A 26,136-nucleotide genomic window follows, 5' to 3' on the forward strand; every position below is an offset into this window, starting at 1 on the left:
TTTTCTCGACGAAACCGAAGTTGTCAAGATTGTCTGAAAATTTTTAGTGGCTACAATTCCGAGCCGAAATCGCACTTAACCCCTTGCTGGAGCGTGCTTTCCGCCCAAACCGGGCCTGGAACTTCGGACTAAAAAGGAATGAATCCTTCTCTACCTTTGTGGCCTTTGTGCCTTTGTGCCTTTGTGGTGAATCCTCCCTTCCGGGCAATCACCCTCGGCTCATTCTGCCGGTTTAGCCTCGGCTTCCTGGAGCAGTGAGTTGACCTTCTCCTCCAGCGACTCGCCGCGGAGTTCCTTGGCGCGGATGACGCCTTTGGCGTCGAGGACGTAGATCGTCGGGAAGTGTCGGACGTCGAGCGTCTCGACGAGCTTGCCCTGGGACCCGACCCACCAGTGGTTCCACGGCATCGGCTCCTTGGCGAGGAAGTCCGTCAAGGTGGACTTCTCCTCGTCGACGCTGATGCTGATCAGGGCAAAAGGCTTGTCCTTGAGCCGGGCGACCATCTCCCGCTCGTGCGGGATCATCTCGCGGCAGGGGCCGCACCAGGTCGCCCAGATGTCGAGGACGACGACCTTGCCCCGATAGTCGGAGAGCTTGACCTCCTTGTCGTCGAGCGTCTGGCCAGCCAGCTCGGGCGCGACCTGGCCGATCGACAGGTCGGGCACGCGGTCGGCGTACAGGTCGTGGACGATTTTCCGGTAGAGCACGACGTCCGTCTTGGCACGCTCGCCGCGTGCGAGCGACGCCTCGACATAAACTTTCCCTTCGTTCGCTTCCATATCCTTGCGGATCGCGTCGTCGGCCCGGATCCTGTCGGCGAGTTGGATCGACTGCTCGCCGCTATAGATCAGTGACTTATACGCCAGGATGCGGATCTCGGGGTCGGGATTCCGGGCGATGATCTCGAAGACCATGTGGTCCGACTCGTCGTCGTGGGAGATGATCAGGGGGACGACGAGCCGCTTGATCTTCGGGTCGGTCACATACGAGTCACGTAGCCGCTTGAGGGTCTTCCCTCGGATCTCGGGATTGACGTAGCTCCCGGTGATCGCCTTTTCGAGGGCGTCGAAGGCCGAAGGGTCGGCCGGGTTCTTCTCGGCGAATTCGAGGAATCGCGCGGCGAATCGCGCGGGGGGCGTTTCCTCGAACGGGATATACAAACGCTTGCCTTCGGCCTTCGTCTTCAGATACCGCTCCCGCACGACGTCGCGGTAGGCGGCCTCGGCGGCCTCATATTCCTTCCGGATCGCCTCGAACCCGGGCGAAGAGTCCGACTTCGGGGCCTCGGCGGGGGCGGCGGTCGCCGCGAGTGACGCGATGAACCAGGTGATCACGGTGTGCGGCATGGCGGTCGCTCATCCTCTCGAGAGTGAATCATGGTCCGGATCCAGACCCGGGCGCGATCACGGTCGCCGGAGTCGATGTCGCCGTGTGAAGCGACTCGACTTCCGGACGATCCTCCTACCACCTGTCCCCGCAAACGCCGGCGAAAGGATACGCGAGATCCGAGACCTCGCGCCGATCTTCCCGCCCTCCTCATCCGGAGCGCCTAGCCCGAATCCGGGGCGGCCGACGCATTTGGACGAGCAATTCCTCGGCGTGACGACCAGAATGCGTTGAGGTGGCACCTCGAAGTTCAGTGGAAACGTTCTTACATGAAGGCGACGATGAGCAACAGGCATTCTCTGCCAGGACTGCTCGGACTATGGGTCGGATTGGCGACGGCGATCGGCCACGCCGACGAGCTCCGGCCAATCCCGCTGCAAGCGAAACTAACCCATGTTCAACCGATGACGGGGATCGTCTTGTGGGCGACCAATGAGCGGACCTCCACCGCGCCGATCCAGCTCGAATACAGCTATTTGAAGTATGACCAGGTCGTCAAGGCGAAGGGTGAATACGACTGGGGACCGGTCGAGTCGCTCCTGAACGCGATCGCCGGGCGTAAGCACCAGGCGGTCCTCCGTTGGCACGACACCTACGTGGGAAAGCCATCCGGAGTCCCGGCGTACATCCGGGAGCTCCCGGACTACCAGGGCATCGTGGCCAACAGCGAGAAGAAGCGGACCGGGTTCCCCGACTGGTCCCATCCGGAGCTACGTCGATTCCTCCTCGAGTTCTTCGATCGCTTCGCGGAGAAATACGACCGGGATCCTCGTTTGGCGTACCTCGAGGTCGGCTTCGGGCTCTGGGCCGAGTATCACATCTACGACGGCCCGATGACGATGGGAAAGACGTTCCCTTCCCTCGCGTTTCAACGCGAGTTCGCCGAGCGACTCGCCGGACGCTTTCATCAGACGCCTTGGATGATCTCGGTGGATGCGGCCGGCGACCACGCCCCCTATGCGGCCGACCCGAAGCTCCTGGCCTTGCCGTTCGGGGTCTTCGACGACTCCTTCAACCACGCCCGGCACAAGCAGGAGAATGAACCGAACTGGGATCGCATGGGGCGAGACCGTTGGAAGCTCGCGCCGGCGGGCGGCGAGTTCAGCTTCTTCGAGCCCAAAGACCAGAGGGCCGCGCTCTCGGCGACAGGGCCGCACGGCGTGGAGTTCTCGGAGCACGCCGCGAAGTTCCACATCTCATTCATGATCGGCGACGGCCAACCCCGGTATCAGCCACCGGAACGCATCCGAGAGGCGGGCATGGCCTGCGGATACCGGTTCCGCGTCACCAAGTTCGTGGCCTCGGCCACACGTTCCGAGGTCACGATCGAGAACACGGGGATCGCGCCGATCTATCACGACGCGTTCCCCGCCGTGAATGGGGTGCGGTCTCAGGTTTCGCTCAAAGGGCTGCTGCCCCGTCAGTCCCGGAGCTTCCCCGTGACGGCCGGCGGCGACAAACCGACCCTTCGCATCGAGTCCGATCGCTTGGTGCCAGGGCAGCAAATCGAATTCGAGGCGGACCTGCCCTGAAGCGAGACGTCCTCCTCGACTCAGTGCCCAGCCGCCTCGCTCGCCCGCGACACAGGCACCCGTGCAACAATTCTCCCCCGGTAGAGAAGAGGGTTGGACCAGTCGCTCACGAGCCTCGTGGATTGCCTTGGACGCTTGTGGCGTTTTCAGGCAGAGCCGACATCGGGAGGACTGGTCCAACCCTCTTCTCCATCGGGAGGAAGACGCGGGGCAGGAGTACCCCACCTACCGGGGGGAAGGTGACGACATCGGGGCAGCGGCCGTCGGAGCGATGACGTGTTGGAGGGCCGCGAAGGTCTCGGGAGACGGTTTGAAGTTGCCGGGGCGGTGCCCTTCGGCGATCGATACCGGGGTCCAGCCGTGAGTGTTTTTCTTGTTCCAGACGTCGACGCGGGCCCCGTTGTCGGCGAGGAACTGCACCATCTTGGGGAGGCTCTTGTAGGAGGCGCCGTGCATGGCGGTCTCGCCGTTGTCGTCGACGGCGTTGATGTCGTTGCCGAGGGCCAGGGTCAGGGCGGCGGCCTCGAGTGCCTCGGGTTCGGTACCCGCTTCTTCGCCAGGGGCGAGCGTGCCGACGCCGGCGGCGGCCATCAAGGGGGTGCAGTGCTCGGCATTCGGGAGCTTGGGGTCGGCCCCGAGCTTGACGAGGGCACGCATCAGCGGGACGTCGGCGGTCGCGGCGGCCATCAGGAACGGCGAGGACCCGGTCTTTCCGAGGAGCCCGCCTCCGGATGGACCTCGTTTGAGCCGGGCGTTGACGTCGGCCCCGTGCTTCGCGAGCACGTCGACGAACGCGAGGCTGTCGAGGTCTCCGGAGCCGATCGGGGCGGGATCGCCGTCGTCGCCGTCGCCGCGGTTCGGCTTGCGGACCCAGGTGAGCGTGTGCAGGGCCGTGTACCCGGAACGCTGATCGTTCGGGTCGGCACCGGCGTCGAGCAAGACCGCCGCGAGCGCGAAGTGGCCGTTCTCGACGGCCATGATCAGCGGGCTGGTCCCCCGTCGCGGGGCTTTCCCGCCAGCCCTCGACTTCGGCTGCAACACCTCGTTCACGTCGGCACCCGCCTTCAGCAAGGCCCGCACGGCGTCGGTGCGGCCCTCGCGGACGGCGAAGAGCAGGGGGGTGAACCCTGAGGGGAGCGGGCTGCGGAAGCCGGCACCGGCCGCGATCAACGCATCGACGACCGCCGCATGGCCGTCGGCCGCCGCCCACATAAGCGCAGTCTGCCCGCGCCGTTCCTTGGCGTCGACGTCGACGCCCCGGGCCAGGAGGGCCAACACCGGCCCAACCTTGCCCGTCCGCGAGGCGGTCATCAGCGGCGTCTCGCCCCCGCGGAGCGTCCTCTCCGGGTCGGCCCCGGACCCGAGCAAGAGCTCGACGACCGCGGCGTTCCCGTTCGTGCAGGCGAGCGACAGGGGCGTTACTCCGTAGCGAGTCTCGACATTCGCATCGGCACCGGCACCGATCAGGAGCGTCGCGGTCGCGAGGTCGTCGTGATAGACGGCCCAGTGGAGTGCCGTCATCCCGTCGACCTGGGTCGCGTTCACATCGGCCTTCCGCTCGACCAACTCGCGGACCGCCTTGGAGTCGGAGACCTCGGCCGCGTCGGCGATAGGGGCCTTGCCGGCGGCGAGGGCCGCCGGGCCGGAGGCGAGGACGACGACGAGCACCGGGCCCAGACCGATTCGAATCCGAAGCATCGCGATCTTCTCCCGGCCCAATCCGGAGCTTGCCTCAAATCGAAAGGGGCTCGAACAGCTCGTCGAGCTGCCCTCGGCTATCGGCGAACGATTCGAGGCGGACGCCAACCTTGTCGAGGAGCGTCAGGTGGAGGTTAGCAAGCGGGGTCGGCTGCTCGTAGCGGATGTGGCGTCCCCCGCGCATCTTCCCGGCGGCCCCGCCGGCGACGAGGATCGGCAGATTCTTGTGGTCGTGGAGGTTCGGGTTGCCCATCCCACTGCCGTAGAGATAGAGCGAGTGGTCGAGCAGCGTCCCGTTGCCCTCCGGTGTGGCCTCGAGCTTCGCGAGGAACTCGGCGAAGAGCGAGACGTGGAACGCGTTGATCTTCGCCATCTTCGCGATCTTGTCGGGGTCGTTCCCGTGGTGCGTCAGCGGGTGGTGGGGGTCGGGGACGCCGATCTCAGGGTAGGTCCGGGAGCTCGTCTCCCTCGCGAGTTGGAAGGTGATGACGCGGGTCACGTCCCCCTGGAAGGCCAGGAGCTGGAGGTCGAACATCAGTCGGGCGTGGTCGGCGTAGGAGGCGGGGACGCCCTCGGGTCGGTCGAGGTCGGGGAGCGGGTTGTCCTTCGCGTCGGCCTCGGCCTTCTGGATCCGCCGCTCGACCTCGCGGACGCTCTCGAGATACTGGCCGACACGGGCGCGGTCGGCCGGCCCGAGGCGAGTCTTGAGGCTCGCCATCTCCTCGGTGACGGAGTCGAGGAGGCTCGCCCGTTTCTTGAGCGCGGAGCGCCGATCTTCGGGAGTCCCCCCTTCGCCGAAGAGGCGTTCGAAGACGATGCGGGGGTGGGCCTCGGAGGGCAGGGGGGTCGTCGGCGACGACCAGGAGAGGTTGTTCTGATAAACGCACGCATACCCGTTGTCGCACTGGCCGACGATCGAGAGGAGGTCCATCGACAGCTCGAGCGACGGGAGCTGGGTGTCCTGGCCCATCTGCTGCGCGGCGACCTGGTCGACCGTCGTGCCGAGGTAATAGTCGGTGCTCTCGGTCAGCTTGGCCCTGGCCGCGCTCAGGAAGGCGGCGTTGGACGTCGCGTGGGTGCCGGGATACGCGTTCTCGAGCTCGAGGTTCGTGATCGCCGTCACGTGGCGGCGGACGGGGGCGAGCGAGCTGAGGATCGGGGAGAGCTCGTCGAGCGTGTCGGCCTTAGGGGGCGTCCAGCGCGTGACGTCGCAGCCCATGGGCATGAAGATGAACCCGAGCCTTCGCAGGCGATCCGGGGCGGCCGGGGTCGCGGCGAGGGCCGTCATGGAGGGGACCATCGCGTCGAGGAGCGGCAGGGCCAGGGTCGTCCCGAGCCCTCGGAGGAACGTCCGACGCGGCAGGGCCTTCTTCGAGACGATCATTCGGCTTTCCTCATCCGGAACGGCGTGCTGGTGGCAACCCCCACGATGAGCGAAGAGACGCGGTCGTCATTCGCCCGACTATCCTTCACGATCTTCCGCACGGCGGGGGCGTCGAACGGCTCGACCCCTCGGCCAAGGGCGAACGTCATCAGTTTTTCGGCCAGCGTGCCCACGAACGCCTCGTGACGCTTCCGCAAGGCGTCCTCGAGCCCCGCGACCCCTTCGAACCGACTGCCATCGGGCAATCCACCGGACACGTCGGTCGCCTTTCCTTCTTCGGACGTCCGCCAACGCCCGACCGCGTCGAAATTCTCGAGTGCGAAACCGACCGGGTCCGTCAAGCGGTGGCAACCCGCACAAGCGACGTTGCGTCGATGTTCGGCCAGCCGCTCGCGGACCGAGAGGCTCGACGAGACCGTGTTCTCCTTGAGCGCGGGGATGTTCGGAGGAGGAGGGGGCGGGGGTGTCCCGAGGAAGTTCTCGAGGATCCACTTCCCCCGGATCACCGGCGACGTCCGGGTGGCGTACGAGGTTACCGTCAGGATGCTCCCCTGACGGAGCAGGCCCCCCCGGACACTCCCCGCTTCGAGCGGCACGGCGCGGAACCGGCTGCCGTAGACGTGGGGGATCCCGTAGTGTCTCGCCAGCCGCTCGTTCAGGAACGTCCGGTCCGACTTCAACAGGTCGAGCACGCTCCCATCATCTTTCAAGAGCTGTTCAAAGGTCAGCTCGGTCTCGCGACGAAACGCCTGGCGGAGGTTGTCGTCGAAGTCGGGGAAGAGCCGGAGGTCGGGGGTGATCGACTCGAGGTTGCGGACGTGGAGCCACTGGTCGGCGAAGTTGCTCACGAGGTTGCGCGACCGAGGGTCCGCCAGCATTCGCCGCACCTGCGTCTCGAGCACCTCCGGCTTGCCAAGCTCACCCCGAGCGGCCAGGTCCAGTAGCCGGTCGTCGGGGAGGCTGCTCCAGAGGAAGAACGAGAGCCGAGACGCCAGCACGAGGTCATCGACCTGATAGGCCGAGCCCGGGGCGACGCCCGACGGATCTTGCTCGATCCGGAAGAGGAACCGGGGATTCACCAGGACCGCACTCAGGGCAAGTTCGATCCCGGCGTCGAAGCCTCCCTCGATACTCCCCGCACGGAAGAACGCCAACGGCTTCGCGAGGTCGTCGTCGGTGACGGGCCGGCGATAGGCCCGGCGCACGAGCGTGGCCAGGACCTGTTCGGCCGCGGCTTCCTGCTCGGCCTCGCCGGGGCCCTTCGGCATGGCGACGAAGATCCGGCGGCGGCTCGGGGTGTCGCCAGGCCCCTCGGCGGAGTAAGGCCCGGTGATCGAGAGTTGATACAGCGCCGGCGTGAGGCGAGGATGCCGGTGCATGTTGTAATGGGCCTGGAACGGCTGCCGCTTCGTCTCGAGGAGCGACGACGGGTTCTTGACGAACGCCACCCCCACCCGATGCGGCCCCGCCTTCACCCGAGCCCGGATCTTCAGATGCTCGTCGGCCGTCTCATGGTCGTGCTCCGACCGGGGAGCCTTGATCGTGAAACGCGCGAGCGGCTCACGGTCGAGCAGGATCTCGACCTCATGAGCCTCGGAAAGCCCCTCGACGTGTTCGTTCCGGTCCCTGGCGAGCCGAAGTTGGAGGTCATACTCGCCATCCTGGGCGAACGTGAACGGGATCAGGGCCCCACCTCGCGTACCGAGCGGCAGGCCCTCAACGTGTTCCTCCTGCGTGAGGTCCGGGCGGACCCGGAACGTCTCACCACCCGGCGTCCGCCCCGGCCGGCCGACCGCCAGCCGGCTGATCTTCTGCGCGGCGGTGATGTAGCGATCGAGCCGGGTCGGCGAGAGGTCGCCGACCGTCACGTTGTCGAACCCGTGGCTGGACTCGTCCGGCGGCAGGAGCGTCGAGACGTCGACGTCGAGCGCCAGCAGGTCGCGGATCGCGTTGCGGTACTCGGTCCGGTTTAGCCGCCGGAACGTGTCGGTCCGCCCTGGGTTGGGATGCTCGGCCGCCGCCCGGTCGATCGGCCCTGCGATCGCGGCCAGGACCGGGTCATACTCGGACTCCTCGGGCCGGGTGACGGTCGAGGGCGGCATCTGCCGTGTGACGAGCTTCCGATAAACCTTCTCCCAGATCTCCGGCTGCCGGTCGACGGCCTCCGAGTCGATCCCGTCGAGGGCCAAGCCCGCCGACTTCTCATCGCCGTTGTGGCAGTTGACGCAGTACCGCTCGACGAACGCGCCGAGGAGCTTGGGCCCGCTCGGCGTCGACCCGTCGGCCGAGGCGATTCGGGCGACCCCGAGCGCCACGACCAGGCTCGCCAACATCCACACTCGCCGACGATTCATCAGGGACACCCCCTCGGCGAATCACTCGGGAATCGACGCCCACGCCGAGGCAATTCCACCCCGGGATCCCCGACCCGTCGATCCGCACGCCAAGTCGCTTCAAAAGGCGAGCGCGTCGATCGGCCGGTCGCGAGGAGCCCACATCTGCGGGTGGAGCCCCGGATCCGCGTCATTGACGCCAAAGCGTGTACATCGTTTCGTAGGAACGGACATCGGAGATTCTACCCGGTGCAAACCCAGGATGCACGCCACCCCCGGGCGGATTCCCGTTAGCTTTTGCGCGATGCAAGAGTGGCGTTCTGCGGTACTTCAGCGCCGGCGAGCCAATCAACTCGGAAACGCATAATACCAGGACGTGGCCAGGTCGAGGGTCGCCATGGCGATCCAGCACGCACCCAGCAGCACTCCGAGCCAATTCAACCATCCTCGCCCGACGCGCCAGCGACCGCCGAACACCAGCGTCGCCCAGGAGACGGCGACGGCGAAGCCGGCCATCCCAGGGAGGGTGAACCAGAACTCCAACCACCACTCCTTGACGCGGAGGTTCGACAGACTCGGACCGGCAATCAAGAGGTGCGGGAGGCGTACGGCCGCCACCATGATGGCGATGACGACCCCTAACCCCATCGCCATCCCCGGTCGCCGAGCAAACCGGCGATCCTGGCGGAGGCCCAAACCAAAGGTCGCGAGCGAGAGCGCGGCCAGGCATGGCCCGGGCCAAAACGTGATTTGACGGGACCAGTAGATGATCCATCCCTTGATGGGAGGTCGAAACCAGCCGGCCGTCTCGCGATTCATGAAGTCGCTGATGTTGACCCCTACGTTCGAAGTCACGCCGACTCGCTCCTGAAAGGAGACGGTGACATCCCGTCGGACGGTGACGAAGTTGCCGAGACTACGCGGGATGGCGAGACCGACGGCGACCGCGACGACAAAGATCATGGCATGCAACAACGTAAACCGTAAGGACTTCGCATGCCCCATGTTGCCGGTCTCCACGTCGATTGTTGAGCCAACCTCGTCGGCCGCATCGATTCCGGGTCGACGTCGGGCTCCCTACCTCGATGATCCTAATTCCCTAGCCGACCTCCTTCAAGTTGCATCCGCAAAAGAAAACTCCATTCTCACGTCGAAGTTGAACACGTCGTCTTGTTTGCGTACGCCGAGTTGATCACGTCTTCCAGCTTCGACCCGGCCGGGCAACAGCCGCTTGCTTAACCCCCTCACAATCGGCAAGAGCCCAAACCCCCAAGTCCTTCCATCTCCTCCCGATCGCCCAGAGGCCGGGTTCGTCGAGGTCAAAAAGCGGGTCGTCAACCGGGTAAAAGACGAGCGGCCTTGAGACGGCGTGGCACTCACATTAAGTAGACCTGAATCGCTGAATCCAAAAAAAATTGACGCAACAGCGAGCTCACGTTCGGGCTTGTGAATAATTCGTATCCCCGACAGAAGTCGGGGTGGAATTAAGAGTGCGAAGTTAGTTTAATGTCGACGCGAGGAAGCGTCATGCACCCAAGGAAACCACTGGAAAGGATTCGATCATGCGCGCAAGTTCTTTGCTCTTCGTCGTGGCCTCGATCGCCCTCGTAGGGGGTACTCCCGCGTTAGCGAGTCCTCTCACGTATGCTTTCACCGGAACGCTCCAAGCCCCGGTCAACGGGTCCACGCAGTTTAGCGGAAGCTTCACATTTGATGCCGATCCGGCTGTTGTCAACGCACCGTCCGGGGCGAGCACGAATCCCAGTCAGGTTGTCGAAAACGGCAGCGAGGTCAGCATGACGGTCGATGCCGGAGGCCAAACGTTCCACTTCGCAAACGATGCCGATCCGCTTTCCAACGTCTCGTTCAACGCGGGCTTAACTCACAATTCCATTATGGACCCGAGCTCAACCCAGCAAGATGAGGCTTCGATGTCGGCCTCCGACGGCACGAATTCTGTTGGGTTGTCATTCTACAGCCCGGTCGTCGACCTCCATAATCTCAGAAACCTCCCGCTCATCTTGAACACCGGCTCATTCTTTATTGGGAATCTTGCCGTGGGAGGGCAGACGTTTGGGCAGATCGAGGGGACCTTCTCGTCCATCGAGCCTGTCAACACCCCGGAGCCCGGCTCGCTAGCCCTCTTTGCGGGAATCGGGATTGCCGCGGTCGCCTACCGCCGAAATCGCCGGTCGTAAAACTTCGACACGCCAGGGAGTGAGGGCGGCGATCCTCTGAATCGCAAAGACATCGGAAGGCGTGCTCGTCGGCTCCTGAAGTTCCGGAGTGGTTGCATTACAATCATCTCCGGGATCAGGATACGCCTTGAGAACGCCTTCCTCTGCATTTCGAAAGCGAAGGCCGCAACTCGCGAAGTTCGTCGACTTCCCGGCAGGTTCGCAGAACCAAAGGACCCCCTTGTGACATTATAGGGGAAACGCTCCGTCAGGTTCCGCCGGTGTCCAGGGGGCCTCAGGGCCGGGGAGTCGACCACGTGATCGCCAAACGTCGGGAAGGGGCCGTCCTCCGACAACTCGGGACGCTCTACAACCTCGGCTCCATCGGCAACCTGACCGACGGCCAACTCCTCGAGCGATTCGCGACGGAGACCGACGAGTCGGCCGAGTTCGCCTTCTCGGCCCTGGTCGAGCGGCACGAGACCATGGTCTGGCGGGTCTGCCTCGCCATCATCCGCGACCCGCACGGCGCCGAGGACGCCTTCCAGGCGACCTTCCTGGTCCTCGTCCGCAAGGCACGATCCCTCTGGGTCCGCGACTCGCTCGGCCCCTGGCTCCATCAGGTCGCCTGCCGCACCGCGACATGCCTCCGGAACACGACCAACCGCCGCAAACGCCTCGAACGCCGATCCGCCGAGCGAAGCTCATCGAATACCGCCAAGGCCGGTGAGTGGCTCGACCACGATCGCGACGCCGCGATCCACGAAGAGGTCGGCCGACTCCCCGAGAAATATCGCGCCCCGCTCGTCCTCTGCGACCTGGAAGGTCGAACCCACCAGGAAGCGGCGCGGGCCCTCGGCTGGCCAATCGGCACCGTCAAGAGCCGACAAGCTCAGGGGCGGGCCAGGCTCCGGGACGTCCTCGCCCGCCGCGGCCTGGCCCCCGGCGCCATCGGCCCCGTCGTCGAGTCGGGGAGGTCGCCCCTCCTCGCCGGGTTGTCGAAGCGAGCCTCGCGAAAGGCTGTTGATGGCGCGATGCAACTCTCGGCACGAGTCAGTACGGGCGTCAGTGTCTCTCCCCATGTCCTCTCGCTTACACGAGGAGTGCTCAAAGCCATGCCCTGGACCCAACTTCGGACGCTCGCCATCGCAACGCTCGCCATCGGACTCGTTTCCGGCACGGCGGGAGTGTACGTCTTCGGCTCTCAAGAGGAGGCATCGAGCGACGGGCCGCCATCCTCGTCGCAACCAATGCCCCCCGAGGGACGGACGCCCACATCCAAGGCCTCGGCCGAAGGACCAGCCCCTGAGGTCGTCAAGGCACACTTAAATCCATGGCAGTATGCCTCCCAGAGGGCCAAGCTCGTCTACGAGATCGCGAAGTTGAACCGCGAACTCGCTGAGTTGGACGTGATCGGGTACGAGGAAAACTTCTTTAAGCAGGAGCTCCAATCGGTGCTCGGCGAGATCGGCCTAGCCGAAGCCGAATGCAAGCGAGCGGAGGACCGTTTGGAGTGGTCCACCCGAATGAAAGAGAAAAAATATGTTTCCAAATCTCAGAACATCAGCGACGAGGTCGCCCTCCAGCAGAAGCGATATGCACTCGAGCAGGCCGAGACGAAGAGGGCCGTCCTCGAGCAATACACCAAGGGTAAGACGATCAAGGAACTGAGGAGCAACCTCGAGAAGGCGCGACTCGACGAGCTCACCAAGCAGCACGCCTGGGACCAAGAGAAGTCCAAGGAACTCGAGTTCGAGCACAAGCGCCGCAAACCAGAATAATCTCCTCCTCGCCCATCCAAGACAACATCAATTATCATAGGCCATCAGGTCATCACTAAACAATAATATTGCCCACCAGCACTCCGGCCTGGGCATCGGACAACGGCCTTACGGAGTTGGATGATGCCTACCCTGCAAAACCATCGGAAAAAATAGGAATTCGAACCGCCACAGAGTCTTGTCGGGTGGGCATTGCCCACCCGACAAGATATCTACAAACCACACTAACCATAACCACGTCAAGACTTCGCCGCCACGTCGCGAAAAAGGGAACCGAGGCCCTCGGCCATGGTGGGGTGGGTCAGGATGGCGTCGCGGAGGGCGGAGTAGGGGAGGCCGGCGGACATGGCGACCTGGACGACGGCCATGACCTCGCCGGCCTCGTTGCCGAAGGCGGTGAAGCCGAGGATGCGGTCGCCATGTCCGTCGGCTTCGACCAGGGCTTTCATGAAGCCTCGGGTCTCGGAAAGGGTCCGGGTGCGGAGAACCTCGGCCATGGAGATCTTCGCGAGGCGGTAGCCGATCCCCAGAGACTTCGCCTCGGTCTCGTTCAGGCCGACTCGGGCGAGTTCCGGGTCGGTGAAGAGGCAAGAAGGGACCTGGCGGCCGGTCGTCACGCGGTCGCCGCCGGTGATGTCGGACCGTACGACGCGGAAGTCGTCGAAGCCAATGTGGGTGAACTGGGGACTTCCCGCACAGTCGCCGACCGCCCACACGCCTGGGGCCGTTGTCCGAAGTCGCTCGTCGACCTTGACGAAGCCCCTGGGGTCGAGCTCGACCCCGGCCAACTCGAGACCGATGCCTTCGTTGTTCGGGACGCGCCCGCTGGCGGCCAGGAGGTGGGTCCCCTCGATCGTGACCGGGGCGCCGTCGCGCGTCGCGTGGAGGGTCACTGAGCGGCCTGAGGTCCCCTCGACGCGGTCGATCCGAGTTCCGGCGGAGACCGCGATCCCCTCGTCGTCACAGAGTTGTTGCAGGGCTTCGGAGACGTCTACATCCTCGCGATGGAGGAGTCGCCCGTTCCGCTCGATGACGGTGACCTGGCTCCCGAATCGACGGAAGGCCTGGGCAAGTTCGAGACCGACGTAGCCGCCTCCCAGGACGAGGAGATGGCCGGGGAGCTCGTCGAGCTCGAGTGCCTCGATGTGAGTCAACGGCCCGGACTCGGCGAGTCCGGGGGTGTCGTCGACCTTGGCACGCGTGCCGGTATTGACCACCACGTTCGCCCCGCGCAGGTGGCGCGTGCCGCCATCGGCGAGGGTGACTGCGACGGTCCTGGGCGCGACGAAGCGGCCCTCGCCCATCACGAGCTCGGCGCCGCTCGACTGGAATTTATGCAGGTGGAGCTCGCGCAGGCCATCGACCATCCGACGCTTGCGGTCGCGGACGCCGGGCATCTCGACCGTCCAGTCGCCGACGGAGATCCCGAACTCGGCACTCCTCCGGAAATAGGAGGCGACCTTGGCGCCATGGATCAGATTCTTGCTCGGTAAGCAGGCGATGTTCGGGCACGAACCCCCGACGTACCGTCGCTCGACGACGGCCACTTTGCGCCCCTCCGCCCCGAACGTCCAGGCGAGGTATTTGCCCGCCTCGCCGCTCCCGAGCACCACCAGATCATAATCTTCGGCCGTGGACATGGGCGGCTCCCTAGGGACGCCGGGCCTCGCGGCCGGTCGTCGTCCCCGAGGATCAACGACCGCCGCCTTTGGGCCTTGGCAGGTGGATCTTAACCCGAGGAACGCGCTTGGAAAGCGCCTGGCCCGACTTCTTGGGGATGGGAGTCGCCTGCGGTCCGTCGAGTTGCATGACCTTGGAGACGATGTCGAACGCCGCCCGAGGCCGCCCCAGCCGCAGGGCGTTGGCACGCATCGCGTCGAGACGTTTGGGGTCGTCGAGGAGCCGGTCGATCTTGTAGGCGAGGACCGGGAGGTTGTTGCAGCGGATCGCCGCCCCTTCTTCGAGGAGGTGGTCGGAGTTCCGTTCCTCCTGCCCGGGGATCGGGCTGACCACCACGAAGACGAGGCCCCGCGCCATCGCCTCGGAACTGGTCAACCCACCCGGCTTCCCGACGACGAGGTCCGACGCGGCCATGTACTCGTCCATCTCGGTCGTGTACCCGACGACCTTCAAGGCCACCGTCGCGTCGGCGGAGAGGCCTGCGGCCATGTGTTCGAGCCGGGCCTTCAATTCCTCGTTCCGGCCGCAGATCGCGATGACCTGGGCTCGATGTTGGACCTTGAGGAGCGAGGTCATCAGCTCGTCGACCCGGCCGACCCCGAACCCGCCCGCCGACGAGAGGATCACCGCCCCGTCGGGCCGAAGCCCGTGCTTCTCCCGCATCGCGCGTTTGTCCTTCGGCCGGGCGAAGACGGGGTCGATCGGGATGCCCGAGACGGTGACCTTCTCCGGCGGGACGCCCAGCTCCTCGAGGTGGGCACGCCCTTCGTCGATCGCCACGAAGTAGTGCGCGTAGTTCGGGCAAAGCCACTGGGCATGCAGGTCGTAGTCGGTGATGACGATCGCCTGCGAGGTGCAGAGCCGCCCGTTGCCGATGAGCCAGGAGATGATCTCGGCCGGCAAAAAATGTGTACAGACGGTGATATCAGGACGGAGGTCCTCGAGGAGCTTGATCAGCGGCCGGGTGTTGAGCTTGTCGAACGCCAACTGGAGCCGGTCGTCCAGGTCCGGCTGGTCGAGGCGGTCGTAGAGCCAGCCGAGGACCTCCGGCATCCGGTTGACCATCTCGATATACGCTTTGGAGTAGAGCTGCCGGAAGAGCGGGTTGGTGAACTCGAGCGTGTCGTAGTTATGGACCGACTCGGCGACCCCAGACTCCGCGAACGCGCGCTCGACGGCCTGGGCTGCCCGCAGGTGCCCCGCCCCCGCCGAAGCCGAGAGGATGAGTACTTTTTTCGACATGTTCGCCCCGGTATTCGTCGACTCCCAGTCCCGACCCCACCATCCCGGTCATCCGAAAAACTTTTTCGACCGGTTCCTTTCCTGAGACTTCGATTGATGGCGTACATTTATTGAGAGGAGAGGGAGACAGTTTCGAGGACGACGCCCGTCACAGACCTCGGCGCCCGTTGCGCGCGGTCGGCTCGGACGATCGCCGGACAGTCGACTAACATGGTCGCCCGCATCCTTGCGCGACTTCGATGCCGCAGACCAACGTCCCGGAATTGCCAGGGAAAAATCCTCTTGCCCGGGGGCGGGAGCGACCTCATAATTCGCTTGGCGGCGACCCGAGGCCCTCGACGACACGAGGCTCGAGTCCCGCGGATTTTAAAGCGGCGAGGATCGCACCGCCAACCTTAAGGATTCGACCACCTCTCCCATTCTGCTCAAACTCGCCGTGACGATCGGTAACCGATCGCGGCTAAGGACCGAAGCTGAGTCCCGTCGATTCACGGCAAGGACCGCCAATTCGTATACCCCCGGTGTCGCAACGAGCTCACATCGAGGCCATCCACGATGGACGTCCCCGACTCACCCGTCTTCGCGGAATATCGCCGACAACTCACGGAGGGTGACGGCTATGTCTTTGACCTGACGGCCCTCTGGCGCGCCGCCGGCCGGCCGAGGGGGAAATCGCCCCGGCAATGGGACGCGCGGAACGTCCGCCGCGGGAGCGAGAGCGCGATCGTCGCCGAAGAAGGTAGCGGGCCCAACGGCCCCGTCCTGGCGTCCGACGAAGTGGCACTCGACTACGCCCAGGCCCTCGACATCCGGATCGAGCAGGCGATTTACCAGGAGTTCTGCGAGTCGCTCGAAGTCGATCCCGTCGGCCACCTCCTCGAATCGCCCGACCCACTCATGGCCCTCGCCGCGGTCCAGGCCACGATGAACATTCGTGGGGGCACCCCTGAGGAGGCTGCCCGTTACCTCACGCTCGAGGCCGTGGACCGCACCGAAGACCTCGGCGTCTACGTCCAGGAGACGAAAATCGCGGCCGTCCAGCGCGCCCTGCGCGGCGAGCCCGCCCTTTCTGACCTGACGTGATCTCCGCGACGATTCCCTCTGTAGAGTTTGCAACGACCCGTCGTCATCCGAAAGCTTGACCGGGTCGTTAGCTTTTAGCCACAGATGAAACACGAATCAGAGGAGGCGAATCCATCAACAGATGACGCAGATTGACGCAGATGGAAAATTCCTGAAGGACTAAATGATCTGAAACCTTTTCATCCGTGTTCAATCCGTGGCTAAAATGAACAAAAATGATGATTGAGAGCGCCGTCCTCCGATCGCGGCCGAATGGGGCTAGGAAAGGGCCTGGATCCTCTTCAGGAGCTTCTGGTCCGCCTCGAATCGCACGTCGGCCCGCTTGAATGAGCCATCGGTCTTGGTGAGGACGAGAGAATACGGCCTTCCTTTCTTCTCGAGTTGGCTCACCACATCACACTGATGTCGTCGAATTTCGGATTCGAGGTGTTGACGCCGGTCCTCGGGGGCGGCGATCCGTACAACCTCCGACTTTGGGTCGGCCAGGAACGCCTTGAGCGGGGTACACACTTCGCAGGAGCACGTCACGTCCACGGGACGTTTCCAGTTGGAGGGGGGCATCGGTGCCTTGGCGACCGCGGCCTCGAGCGTCTTCCGGACGGACGAGAGCCAGGTGGCGAGGGCCGGGGGGATTTCGCCGAAGCGATTCCGTGACCACGGGATCAACGTCTCGAGCGCGGGGACCTGGCAATAGTCCAGGCGGAAGCGTTTCGGAGATTCGTGCACGTGCTTCAAGAGTTGCATCAGGCCCTTCTTATGGCCGCACGACGCGAGGGCCTCGATCAGCGGGGTCAGCGAAGCTTCGACGGCGGTGGCGGTCGAGGCCGACTCATACGAGTTGTAACCCGATCTCTGCGGAGGAGCCGTGCAGACGCGTTCCAGGGCGAGGTCGCACAGGGCGCGGCCGAGCTTCACCTTGTCCTTGTCGACGGACTCGTCGACGCAATACGCCGAGAGCCACTCAACGTCGCGAGATGTGATAATACTGTAATCATAATTATTGACCGGGGACTTGATCAGCTCCTTCAATTCCTCCGCGAAGGCGTCCCAGCCGAACTCGCGGGACGCGTCCACGACGACCGAGGCGATGTCGATGCTCGCGTCGTGGCCGGGGAGGGCCGTCAAGAATTCCGCGATGATTCCCCGATCTTTGAGCGTGAGGAGACGCCTCGGGAAAACCCCTCGGCCGGCCAGTTCTGAGGCTCGGCTCGAGTCGTAACGGTAATAGGAATGTGGCCAGGCGGCGATGATCGCCCTGGCGAATCGAAGGCATTCCGAACGCGCCGCTTCGCGACGCGCCTTGGGGGTCTTGGCGATCTTCGCCACCATCGAGGAGAAGAGCGGGATGCAGGCATCCACTCCCCCTCCCGAAACGACGTCGAAATGGTCGTCGCGGGCCCAGACGACGATCGCCGACCGGTGATACCAACGGTCGAGCGTATTCCCGGCATTCCCGGTGTAGCCCTCGTATTCCTCCGTCGTCGGGGTCCAGTCGTCGATCGGGATCGAGGAGACCACCGCCGAGGGTTGGAGCCTGATCTTGCCGAATGGGTGAGATTCGCCGTCGGCGTCCACGAACTGATCGGCGACGAGCTCGTCCTCATAGGTCTCGCCGATCTCCATGCCGTGTTGTCGTCCCCGGCGTGCGTAGCGACTCGGCGCTCCCCAGTCGTCGCTGCCGTCGTCCGCGTACTGAGATAGGTGCCGCGAGACCTGGGAAAGATAGGCGACGGCGTCCGCCTTCTCGGCAGCCGAGAGTACCAGATCGGCGAGCGCCCGATCCGCCCCCTTGAGGAGGTCGAGCGAGAGCCCACGTTCCGTGTAATGATGCTCGAGCGCAAAGGCGAGCGGCTTCGCCTTGTGTTCCGCGGTCCAGGATCGGATCGAGGAGGCGAGATCCTCCGCGAGTCCGGTCGGCAGCTCGGTCGTGTCCTCCCCTTCCGGTCCCGCCTTCAGGACGAGGTTATAGGCCAGGCAGACCCGAACCCCGCTGGTGACCTTTTCGACCTCGTGCTCGCAGTCGGCGTAGAACGCGGCGTAGGACGGGGACCGGCGAGCCTTCGCCTGCTCGAACTTCACGCGCCTCTTCACCGGCCCGTGCCGAACCACCAGGGACCCGCCGTCGAAGTCGTTGGGAAGGACGACGATCAGGCTGGCCACCATGCGGTCGTGCTTCTCACTGTCGCGGTGCGGGAGGAAGAACCCGCCTCGCTCGTACACGAGCAGCTTGTAGATCTTGGCCTCCAACTGGCCCGGCGGTAGGCCGAGGTCGGCGGCGATCGGCTCCATGAGCCCGTGGATCGCCGCGGCCCATTCGACCCCGAGGCGGAACGACTTCGGGTCGAGTTCGAAGGTCCTCCTCACCTTCGGGTCGACGAGAGTCTTGGTCCCCTTGCCATAGGGGGCGACGTTGCAGGCGTTGATGAGGAGCTTCGCCTTGCCTTGCCCCAGCGGAAACGCGATTCGGCCCGGCCCGTCGACGTCGAGCTTGGGGTCGAGGGCCGGCAAGTCCCCCTCGACGCAAAATCGGCTCGACCGCATCGTCTCCCCGAACGCATCCAACACCCATTCGAGGTCAGTTGAATCGCTCACGTGTCTCTCCGCCTTAAGAAGCCTCGACGAGACCGCCAAAAACCCGATCCCGGCACGTCCACCTTCTCTCCTGGACGTTCGGGTCCGATCCGAAATTGTCGAAGGAGGGCATGAGATGCCAAAGCTCCTCCTGATGCAACCAGATTGGGTCGGCATTCCTGGCGATGAACTCGTCGACGGACATCCCGTCGATGAGTTGGGGCCGGGGAACCCGCACCTGCCTCCCGTTCATGAAGACCATCATCGTCCTCGCCTTGAGTTCACGACGCGCCTTCTTCTCCGCAGGAGTCCGCTTCCGTTTCCGTTTCGACATCTTCGTCAACTCTCCAAGAAACCATGCGATCCAAGGCTCGAGGCTTCCACTACCATCTCCGTCGTAAGACCAGATTATTCGTCGGCGTATTGAGGCGGCGACTTGCCGACACGTTTGATGAGGCGAGGATAGGTAACCGTCAGGATGGCTTCATCGATCCGATCGACCTGGACCTGGTGAAACCAATCGTCGCCGAAGTCGAACCAGTCGCCGAAGACGCGTTCATTCTCGAGACCCAGTTCGTCGAGCGTCGTCGTCCGTGCGTCTCCTCGCGCCGGCTTTCCTTTACCTCGGCCCTTGCTCTGACCCGAAACAGGTTCCGGGATCCCGAGGTTGGGACCGTCGGGATCATACGGCCGTTTCCAAATTGAAATTCGTAGAGGTGTTCATTCGATCGGTCATAGGCTTGGAAAATCGCCTCGTGCAATTCACCGAGAGTCTGATCGCCGCGGATCTCAATCGTCCTGCTGCAGACTTTGTTCTGAAAAGCCTTGCTGACGGGTCCACTTTTGAGGAAGACCTGGACAACGCACAACTTCGCAGGCGGGCCTGACGGGGCGGGCGCGGACCGAGGACCCGGAGCCCGAGGCCGTGTCGCGGCGTTGTCTCTCCGACCTCGGCTCCACGGCGGGACATCCTCGGCCGGGATCAGGATTTCGAGTGAACGTGCCTGGCCGGGTTGGCGTAGGATCAGCCCCTTCTTCTCCAGAGTCTTCACCATCTGGTTGACCGAAGGAGGCGAGACGCATAGCGCCACGGCAATTTCTGACTCGGCGGGCGGGATACCGTGCAGCTCGGTATAGGCGTGGATGAAGGCCAGGTAACGACCCTGGGTCGGGGTAAATTGAGCCATGCGTCTCTCGCCGATGCTGGAAACGGATCATCCCCAGGAAGGATACAACGTCCCGAACGAGAAGGCAGCGAAGTCCTCAGACGCCTTGCGTCGCGGGAACTTCGGGCTCGCATCATATGGCATGTCAGGGGAGGCAGCCGAATTCACGGAGCGTCGGCTCGATGCGTTTTATCTGGGCGAACTGACCGGCGATCGTCGGCCATTGGTCGTTGTTGAAGATCGGCCGGACCTCCGATTCGGGGAGTTTGGCGGCCTGGAGCAGGATGACGGCCTCGTCGCAGATCCCGGGGATCCGAGCGGGTCGCGTCGAGTTGAGGAGCAGGCGCCGGTAGAGGTCGCATTGGAGATCACTGAGCTTCGAGAGGAGCTTCGCTCGCTCGATGATCGCATTCACGGCGTCGACGAACCCCGCCAGGCCCTTCGATCGTTCGGGTAGGGAGTATTTCGAGGATTGGTCGGGACGGAGCGTCGAGTTGAGTGCCTTGGCGAACACCGTGCCTTCACCGAAAGGGGCGGCACTGGCGATGGCGGAGAGGGATTCGATCCCCTGAGCGAGTTGGATGACCTTCTGCGCGTCGCCCTTGACGCGATCAAACGCGCTCCGCGTCTCGGCAACGCGGTCGAAGTAGTGTTTGATGTCACCATGACCCGCAAGGCGGAGCTTCTTCTTCTGGAGGCCGGAGAGTCCGCAGGCCTGGTCGATGTCGGCGATCTGCACGCCGAGGATCGTTTCCAGTTTGTCGCGAGCGGAGTCGGCGTTCAGCCCGCCACCATAAAGCCAGTAATCCATCTGATTCGCGGCCCAGGCAGGAAGCTGTCGTTCTCCCCGGACAATGGCCGGCGGTACTTCGTCATCACCGACTGCCGACGACCCGAACCTTGCATCCAACGCCACCAGGACCATGACCGACGCCCAACGCCAAACGTGGTGCATCCGGATGAGGCGGGCCATCGAGGGACCTCCATGAGGGGGACAACCGCGGGGATCCCGCGACGCGCGATCCGCCATCCCCTCATTCGAGCCGAAATCGCCTCGAATCGCCAGCATTAAGGCGTGTACGACCCAGGAACCTCCTGCTGCGTCTCACCCCTGCCGCCACTCGGCGACATCGATCGGCCCGCGACGGCTCCTATACCCGCGCAGAGGAGTGCGACGAGTGCATGGCCGACGCGTTCGAAGTCTCGCTCCTCGACTGGGGGCGACGCCCACATCGCCGAGAGCATCCCGGGCGAATGTCGGGCCAGGATGAATTGCTTGCCCTCGACCTCGGCCTGCGTGAGTCTAGCCAACTGGCGACTGTCGATCTGGACCCCGACGCGGGAGACCACATTTCGGCTCCCGCCGACCTGCACGACCGTCGCATCCTCGATGAGCGGGGACATCGGCTGGTCGGGGGCATCCCTGACCCAGACGTCGACCCGAGAATTCATGATCCGCTCGAACGCCAACTGCTGGCCGAGGACCGGGCTCTTAATCACGAACGTCTGGAGGCCGGAACGAAAGACCAGCGGTTGCCGAGAGTCGGGGACGAGCCAGGGATACGACCAACGGATGACCTTCGTGCTCAGCATGAGCGGCCTCACGTTGGCGTCGAACCACGGCCCGTTGGTCAGTGTCAGATACACCCATCCGAAAAGCGCAAAGCCGACCCAGGCGTCCCGGCGCCCCCCTCTCTGACAGTAGGCGGCCAGGAGTGCGTACGTCAACGTCGCCAGCGTGCCCGAAAAGACCACTCCCGCCCACGGACTTGACGCAAACTGGAGCGCAGCCAGTCCGACGGAGAGAAACGCGATGAACGCGACCAACGAGCCAATCGAGACGCGGAGCGCGGCCATCAGACGTGTCCCCGGTCGAGAATCCCGGCCCGTCCATCGCCCCGCGGAGAAAAGGCCTCACCCATCACCCCGGCGCATCGAGGACCGCGGGGGATTATACAACAACGGCCAAGACCGAGTCTCCTCAATGAAGTCCACCGGGTCGCCCGCGTTGGTCGCGGTGGATACCTCACCACAAAGGCACGAAGACACAAAGGGTCTCGAGAGAACATCTGAGACGTGACCGTCCTCTCGGCATTGAATCCCCAGAGTCTTGGTGCTCTCGCCCTGGCTGAATCTCCGAGAGGAGATCAGCGAAATGCAAATACTACCATCATATTTTTAAAGTCAAAACAACGCCTGAAACCAATCGTCGTTTTCGCGATTCTATCTGTGTCAATCTGCGTCATCTGCGGATAAATCCGCCTTTTCCAATCCGCGTTTCATCCCTATCCCAAGTCGAAGGGCACGTCCTGGATTCGGTACGACTCCGAATCCGCGACGTGCCCTCGATGATTCCGATTCGGCCGGCGGCTCACGAGGAGATCAGGTTCTCGTCGCGAGTGATCACGCCGTCCTTGTTGACGTCGAGTGCGTCGAAGTGGCCTCGGGAGACCTCGGGGAACTCATCGCGGGAGAGCTTCCCGTCCTTGTTCCTATCGAATTCGTCGAACACTCCGGGGTCCTGGGGCGAGGCGGCGAGCCCGTTCGGCCCGATCCGAGCCCCGGGAGGACGGTAGAGGATCGACCGGATCGAGTTGCCGAGGACGCGAGAGTCGATCGAGTCGTGGTCGCCGCGGGAGACCGAGTGGATGAACTCGCTCGCCGCGTGCGAGGCTTCCTCGGTGCTGAGCCGTCCGTCTTTATCGGTGTCGGCCAGTTCCATGATTCGCCGGGCGAAGAACGTGTTCGAGCCGATGCGCTGACCGCCCCGTGCGTTGTTCTGGTTCCGAGGCTGGTTGGGGTTGCGGATCGTGAACCCCGGCGGGTACTTCGTCTGCTCTCGGGCAAACCGCTCGTAGCCGATCCCCATGGCCGCCGAGATGGCCAGCGAAGCCATGATGAGGACGGTCAGAAGCATTTGGGTATCGGCAACCCTTTTCTTCATCAGGGTGAAGATCCCGGAGACGACCATGGCCAAGGCGAGCGACAGGAACAGGACCCCGATGAGCACGGCCGGGGGCAAGTCGATCAGCGCATTATAGACGGAATTCCAGTAAAGTTGCACGTATCATCTCCTCAGTATGCGTAGACGAATGCGGCCCGCGCCCCATCCGACACCACGCCTCGGCCCATTTCCCCTGTCGCGAGGAGCCATGGCCCGTCGCCGGGCCTCGATCCCTCGCCCAGACGCACTTCGAGACACCGGACGGACGCCATTCACATCCCGTCCGATGGTCTTGACCTGAGGACGAGTCCAGACTCCGTCCTCGGCCTCCCTGACAAACCTCCCCATGTCTTCATCGGAATCGACAGCGGAAGTCCGTCAACGATCCTAGGCATGAAGAACCCAGGTTCGGTTGATATCGGGACCGAGGTCGCCCGGCGAGACGTCCTTGATACTTCGTTCGAAAGTCGGCCATTCCCTTGACGCTCACGGACGATCCCCCGCCGTCCGAGGTTTGCCCCACGCCAAGTCGGCCATCGAACGGCAGCACCCCGACCGGCGCAGGGCCGATCGATCCCGGTAGGACACCTGGTTCAGGGCCAGCCGAGAGGAGATCGCGGGCCGATCGATCGCAACGATGCGGCTCGACCTCGGGAAGGGGGAGGAGCACGCCCCATCCACGGCGGCGCGGGGGAATCCGCGGGACGGTCAAGGCGATTGGACAGCGAATTCAGGCCCGAGTCGGCCGACCGTCGGGCCGTCTCGATCCGACGCGAGGGCGTTGAGATTCCACCCCTTGCCGCCGGTTCGTTTGAGAACAGCCACGCAATCATAGTAGCGTCAACCGAAAGCCCCACGGCCCCGAAAACATGGAGATCCCGAGAATCTCGAGACTCCCCGCGTGACCTTCGGGACGTGTGGCAAGGTGGGAGAGTTGTTTTCCCAGGAGGGTGCGCATCGCGGGCGGATTTCGGGTAGTTTCGGGAACTCGCTCACGATCCTCGGCCCGAAGGTCCGGACACCATGCGCCTGGCGATGCCCCTTGTTCTCGCGGCCCTCGCTTCTCCGGCTTGCCTTGGCGGGACCTACCCACAACTCCTCTCGGAGCGATTCGAGGGGGCGACGCCCCCCGAGGGCTTCGCCCGCCCCAAGCCCGCATTCGACTTCGTCGCGAAGGACAAGCTCCCGGAAGGGGCCAAACTCCTCTCGGCGGCCAGGGCCGGCGACAAGGTCTGGGTGGTGACGGACCGAGGGGCCTTCCGCCTGGCCGGAGTTCGGTTCGAGCCCCTCGAAATCGGCCCCAAGACGCCCGAGCCCGGCCAGCCCTCGGTCGTGCCGAGCGCCAGGGTGTCGGAGGTCGTGAGCGACTCCATCGGGCACATCTGGGTGGCGACCGACCGAGGGCTTTACGTCACCGACGGGTCGCAGTGGTGGCAAAGCTTCGACCGCCGCGACGGCGTCCCGATCGAGGTGATCACCTGCTTACACCTCGCTTCGAACGGCGACGTCTGGGCGGGGACCCCCGAGGGGGCCTGGCGGCTCCGCGACGGCCACTTCCGATACTTCTGGGGCCGGCGCTGGCTGCCCGACGACCGCGTCGAGGCGATCTGGTCCGACCCCCAGGGACGGGTCTGCCTTCAAACCGCCAGGGGCTACGCCCGCATCGAAGAGAAGTCGATCACCCTCGGACAGAAGGCCGAACACTACGACGAGATCGCCTGGGGACGCCACAACCGTCGCGGTTATCTCTGCTGGACCGATCTCAAGGTCCCGGGGGACCCGTCGCAAGGCTCCGTCGCTCGGGTCAGCGACAACGACGGGCTCTGGACGTCGATGTACGTCGCGGCGATGGCCCTCCGGTTCGGTGCGACCAAGGACCCCGTCGCTCGCGAGCACGCCCGGGGGAGCATGAAGGCCCTCCTCGACCTCGAGCGTCTCTCCGGAATCCCCGGCTATCTCGCCCGTTCGATGGTCAGTGACGACGAGATAAACGCGGGCGTCAAGGGGGTCAACCTCGAGGGGCTCGTCCACGCCCCCGGGGACACCTCGAAGATCTGGTTCCGCTCGAAGGTCGACCCGACCCTCTGGTGCAAGGGGGACACCAGCAGCGACGCGCTCGTCGGTCCTTACTTCGCCTTCCACCTCTACTACGACCTCGTCGCCGACGAGGCCGAGAAGAAAGAGGTCGCCGCCGTCGTCAAACGCGTCACCGACCGGATCATCGACGGCGGCCTCGACCTCATCGGCCACACCGGCAACAAGACGCGCTGGGGGATCTGGTCCCCCGAGTTGATCAACCACCACCCGTTCTACTACGACCTCCGCCCGCTCAACTCGCTCGAGATCCTCGCGTTCCTGAAGGTCGCCGAGCACGTCACCGGGGACGCGAAGTACACCAAGGTCGCCGACGACCTGATCGCAAAGCACCACTATCTGCTCAACGGCCTGATGATGCGGCGCGGGGCGACCGGGCAGTGGCCGGACATCAACCACGGCGACGACGAACTCCTCTATATGTCCTATTATCCTCTCTTGACGATGGAGAAGGATCCCGCGAGGCGCCGGATCCTTCTCCAGAGCATCGCGAGGACCTGGGAAGACTCGACGACCGAGCAGAGCATCCGCCCCGAGCACAGCCCCTTTTATAATTTCATCTACGGCGCGACCACCGGTCGCCGCTGCGACGTCGAGGCCGCGACCCAGTCGCTCGAGGACTGGCCCTGGGAGCTCGTGGATTGGACCACGACCAACTCGGCTCGCCACGACGTGCGAATCCTCCTTGCGCCCGGGATCCATCGGCACCCGACCCAGGCCGACCGCGTCCTGCCCCCCTCGGAACGTTCCCAGGGGCGCTGGAACGCCAGCCCCTGGGTCCCCGACGGCGGCAGCGACGGCCGCGTCGAGCACGACGGCGTCGCCTGGACGCTCGGCTACTGGCTCGGGGTCTATCACGGATACTTGCCCGTCGGGAGATGATTCTTGGGGAAACCTGACTCTCCTCGTTCGACGCGCAGTCCCTTCATCACCAAGGCACAAAGCCGCACAGAATGCCGAGCGTTCGCCAGAGGGTGCGTACGGATTGCCGCGGGAGTTGACGGACGCGGGGGAGCCGATCACATTTAAGCCATCGCCCGACTTGAGAGGACCGATCGGATGTC

At 64.3% G+C, this 26,136-nt stretch carries 18 protein-coding genes and 1 pseudogene; 5 read left to right on the plus strand and 14 right to left on the minus strand.

Annotation, left to right across the window (positions count from 1 at the left end; genetic code table 11):
- Positions 1–219: 219 nt before the first annotated feature.
- Positions 220–1,347 carry a TlpA family protein disulfide reductase gene (locus ACYOEI_RS28685; RefSeq protein ID WP_462853089.1) on the minus strand — a complete coding sequence of 376 codons (1,128 nt, stop codon included), beginning with the start codon at positions 1,345–1,347 and terminating at the stop codon, positions 220–222.
- Positions 1,348–1,668: 321 nt separating this feature from the next.
- Between ACYOEI_RS28685 and ACYOEI_RS28690 the strand changes: the two genes are divergently transcribed.
- Positions 1,669–2,919: a DUF4832 domain-containing protein gene (locus ACYOEI_RS28690; RefSeq protein ID WP_462853090.1), complete on the plus strand. Its 1,251-nt coding sequence runs from the start codon at positions 1,669–1,671 to the stop codon at positions 2,917–2,919.
- Between the two features lie 225 nt (positions 2,920–3,144).
- Here ACYOEI_RS28690 and ACYOEI_RS28695 read toward each other — a convergent pair whose 3' ends face one another.
- The 4 genes from ACYOEI_RS28695 to ACYOEI_RS28710 form a co-directional block, all read right to left on the minus strand.
- Positions 3,145–4,617, minus strand: coding sequence for an ankyrin repeat domain-containing protein (locus ACYOEI_RS28695; RefSeq protein WP_462853091.1), 1,473 nt, complete (start codon positions 4,615–4,617; stop codon positions 3,145–3,147).
- Between the two features lie 34 nt (positions 4,618–4,651).
- Entirely contained in the window at positions 4,652–6,001 is a 1,350-nt protein-coding gene (locus ACYOEI_RS28700) for a DUF1552 domain-containing protein (RefSeq protein ID WP_462853092.1), read from the minus strand.
- Positions 5,998–8,355, minus strand: a complete 2,358-nt coding sequence (locus ACYOEI_RS28705) for a DUF1592 domain-containing protein (RefSeq protein ID WP_462853093.1) — start codon at positions 8,353–8,355, stop codon at positions 5,998–6,000. The genes ACYOEI_RS28700 and ACYOEI_RS28705 overlap by 4 nt, the downstream gene beginning before the upstream one ends.
- 327 nt (positions 8,356–8,682) lie before the next feature.
- Positions 8,683–9,339 carry a hypothetical protein gene (locus ACYOEI_RS28710; protein WP_462853094.1) on the minus strand — a complete coding sequence of 219 codons (657 nt, stop codon included), beginning with the start codon at positions 9,337–9,339 and terminating at the stop codon, positions 8,683–8,685.
- A 557-nt stretch (positions 9,340–9,896) separates the two neighbouring features.
- Here ACYOEI_RS28710 and ACYOEI_RS28715 point away from each other — a divergent pair.
- Both ACYOEI_RS28715 and ACYOEI_RS28720 read left to right on the plus strand, forming a co-directional pair.
- Entirely contained in the window at positions 9,897–10,532 is a 636-nt protein-coding gene (locus tag ACYOEI_RS28715; protein ID WP_462853095.1) for a PEP-CTERM sorting domain-containing protein, read from the plus strand.
- A 296-nt stretch (positions 10,533–10,828) separates the two neighbouring features.
- Positions 10,829–12,292 carry a sigma-70 family RNA polymerase sigma factor gene (locus tag ACYOEI_RS28720; protein WP_462853096.1) on the plus strand — a complete coding sequence of 488 codons (1,464 nt, stop codon included), beginning with the start codon at positions 10,829–10,831 and terminating at the stop codon, positions 12,290–12,292.
- A 239-nt stretch (positions 12,293–12,531) separates the two neighbouring features.
- Here the strand turns inward: ACYOEI_RS28720 and ACYOEI_RS28725 are convergent, their stop codons facing one another.
- Both ACYOEI_RS28725 and ACYOEI_RS28730 read right to left on the minus strand, forming a co-directional pair.
- Positions 12,532–13,932, minus strand: a complete 1,401-nt coding sequence (locus ACYOEI_RS28725) for a dihydrolipoyl dehydrogenase family protein (protein WP_462853097.1) — start codon at positions 13,930–13,932, stop codon at positions 12,532–12,534.
- A gap of 52 nt (positions 13,933–13,984) precedes the next feature.
- A complete protein-coding gene (locus ACYOEI_RS28730; RefSeq protein WP_462853098.1) occupies positions 13,985–15,214 on the minus strand; it encodes an MGDG synthase family glycosyltransferase in 1,230 nt (409 codons plus the stop codon).
- Positions 15,215–15,769: 555 nt separating this feature from the next.
- On the opposite strand from ACYOEI_RS28730, the gene ACYOEI_RS28735 reads away from it, so the two are divergent.
- Positions 15,770–16,297: a hypothetical protein gene (locus ACYOEI_RS28735; protein ID WP_462853099.1), complete on the plus strand. Its 528-nt coding sequence runs from the start codon at positions 15,770–15,772 to the stop codon at positions 16,295–16,297.
- A gap of 258 nt (positions 16,298–16,555) precedes the next feature.
- On the opposite strand, the gene ACYOEI_RS28740 is transcribed toward ACYOEI_RS28735, so the two are convergent.
- The 7 genes and pseudogenes from ACYOEI_RS28740 to ACYOEI_RS28770 all read right to left on the minus strand — a co-directional run bounded on the left by ACYOEI_RS28740 (position 16,556) and on the right by ACYOEI_RS28770 (position 23,098).
- Entirely contained in the window at positions 16,556–18,889 is a 2,334-nt protein-coding gene (locus ACYOEI_RS28740) for a 2OG-Fe(II) oxygenase (protein WP_462853100.1), read from the minus strand.
- Positions 18,890–18,902: 13 nt separating this feature from the next.
- Positions 18,903–19,202, minus strand: a complete 300-nt coding sequence (locus ACYOEI_RS28745; protein WP_462853101.1) for a hypothetical protein — start codon at positions 19,200–19,202, stop codon at positions 18,903–18,905.
- Between the two features lie 74 nt (positions 19,203–19,276).
- Positions 19,277–19,576: an IS1096 element passenger TnpR family protein gene (locus ACYOEI_RS28750; protein WP_462853200.1), complete on the minus strand. Its 300-nt coding sequence runs from the start codon at positions 19,574–19,576 to the stop codon at positions 19,277–19,279.
- A pseudogene (locus tag ACYOEI_RS28755) lies at positions 19,558–20,055 on the minus strand (LexA family protein); the annotation flags it as partial. The pseudogene ACYOEI_RS28755 and the gene ACYOEI_RS28750, both read right to left, overlap by 19 nt.
- Before the next feature lie 124 nt (positions 20,056–20,179).
- Positions 20,180–21,007 carry a hypothetical protein gene (locus ACYOEI_RS28760; protein ID WP_462853102.1) on the minus strand — a complete coding sequence of 276 codons (828 nt, stop codon included), beginning with the start codon at positions 21,005–21,007 and terminating at the stop codon, positions 20,180–20,182.
- Positions 21,008–21,102: 95 nt separating this feature from the next.
- The gene (locus tag ACYOEI_RS28765; RefSeq protein ID WP_462853103.1) at positions 21,103–21,891 is read right to left on the minus strand and encodes a hypothetical protein; all 789 of its coding nucleotides are present in this window, start codon (positions 21,889–21,891) and stop codon (positions 21,103–21,105) included.
- 514 nt (positions 21,892–22,405) lie between these two features.
- Positions 22,406–23,098, minus strand: coding sequence for an EF-hand domain-containing protein (locus tag ACYOEI_RS28770; RefSeq protein ID WP_462853104.1), 693 nt, complete (start codon positions 23,096–23,098; stop codon positions 22,406–22,408).
- Between the two features lie 903 nt (positions 23,099–24,001).
- On the opposite strand from ACYOEI_RS28770, the gene ACYOEI_RS28775 reads away from it, so the two are divergent.
- Positions 24,002–25,954, plus strand: a complete 1,953-nt coding sequence (locus tag ACYOEI_RS28775) for a hypothetical protein (RefSeq protein WP_462853105.1) — start codon at positions 24,002–24,004, stop codon at positions 25,952–25,954.
- Positions 25,955–26,136 lie beyond the last annotated feature (182 nt).

The organism is Singulisphaera rosea, assembly GCF_054877945.1.